Source organism: Clostridium saudiense (assembly GCF_000577815.1).
GTDB classification, from domain to species: Bacteria; Bacillota; Clostridia; order Clostridiales; family Clostridiaceae; genus Clostridium; species Clostridium saudiense.
This window is the reverse complement of record NZ_CBYM010000099.1, coordinates 1-512: the sequence shown is the minus strand read 5'-3', so window position 1 is coordinate 512 and position 512 is coordinate 1. Positions and strand designations below refer to the sequence as shown.

General features: G+C 31.2%; 1 protein-coding gene. It reads right to left on the bottom strand.

Features of this window, described 5'->3' with window-relative positions; all coding sequences use genetic code 11:
- Positions 1-41: 41 nt before the first annotated feature.
- Positions 42-512: IS3 family transposase (locus TY07_RS17085; protein ID WP_042403167.1), on the bottom strand; the 471-nt coding region annotated here is incomplete at its 5' end.

The window sequence follows — 512 nt, the reverse complement described above, 5'->3', positions numbered from 1 at the left end:
GAACTGCTCCCTGTCAAGTAGACAGGGTAAATAATAAAAAATTATGATGCTAAGGTATGACTCCTATATTCAAGCGGAGCCATGCCTTTTAGCTTTTTTTGTATTCTTTTTGTATTATAAAATTCTATATATTCATCTATAGCTTTTTCAAGCTGTTCGTAAGTATGAAACTTTTCTAAATAATACATTTCAGATTTTAATATTCCCCAAAAACCTTCCATAGGTCCATTATCAATACATCGCCCAACTCTAGACATACTTTGTTTGGCGTTAATAGCATCTAGCTTAAGTTTAAAGCTCTTACTTGTATATTGAAATCCGCGATCACTATGAAATAGTGGCGTTGCCGTCGGATTAGTTATAACAGCTTTATCTAGTGTATCAAAAACTAATTTATTATTATTAGAAGTACCTAATACATAAGAAACGATGCTATTGTCTCCAAGATCTAAAATTGCACTTAGATAAGCTTTTGTTCCGTTAGTTAATTTAAATTCTGTAACATCAGTTAA